This is a genomic window from Vibrio sp. D173a, from assembly GCF_030248475.1.
Window position 1 is genome coordinate 1 of record NZ_JAHGAH010001252.1, and the last position, 711, is coordinate 711.

The 711-nt window shown below is 42.6% G+C and carries 1 pseudogene; it reads right to left on the bottom strand.

Features of this window, described 5'->3' with window-relative positions:
- Window positions 1–362 precede the first annotated feature (362 nt).
- Window positions 363–623: pseudogene (locus KIV40_RS32640) on the bottom strand (sulfate adenylyltransferase subunit CysN); the annotation flags it as partial.
- Window positions 624–711: the final 88 nt, after the last annotated feature.

A 711-nucleotide genomic window follows, 5' to 3' on the forward strand; every position in this document is an offset into this window, starting at 1 on the left:
ACTGGATACATCAATCATTCCAGCCATAAACGCAATGAAAGCTGCACCAGCAAAAATAAAGCTCGGCTTAATACGCGTCGTTAGAAGGCAAGTTACGATGCCAAGCAATAGCGCTAATACAAATCCTTGTTGCCACATATACCTGTCCTTGGATAGCGAGAGCCGAAGCTCCCGCCTATTGCTTTACATCGAAACTTGATACCAATCGTAGTAAATAACTGCTCGCCCTAGCTTGTTAAAATGCTCGATAACTGCGTTAGAATTTTTGATTGTAGAATAACTACTTATCGAAAAATCCTGCCTTGTTCTCAAGCCTTTTTTCTGCGCTATTACTGATCATTTATTTACTGTGATTGGTATGATTACTTAAGTAATTGACTGATATCTTTGGCATCCCAGTGAGGGAAGTGCTTACGAACCAGAGCATTGAACTCGATTTCAAACGCTGAGAAGTCACCGACTTTTTGCTCAACAGAATCTAAACGTTCACGGATTAGACCTGCACCAACAGTGACGTTGGTTAGGCGGTCAATCACGATAAAGCCACCGGTATCCGCACTATCACGGTATTTATCCAGTGCCACGGTCTCGTTCAGTGACCACTCACACAGGCCGATACCATTTCATAGAGATGTCCTTCTCTCGGCGCAGCGTTACAAGTAACAAGCTGAACAAGCTTGCCTGATACAATCATTAATACTTATTGTTGTA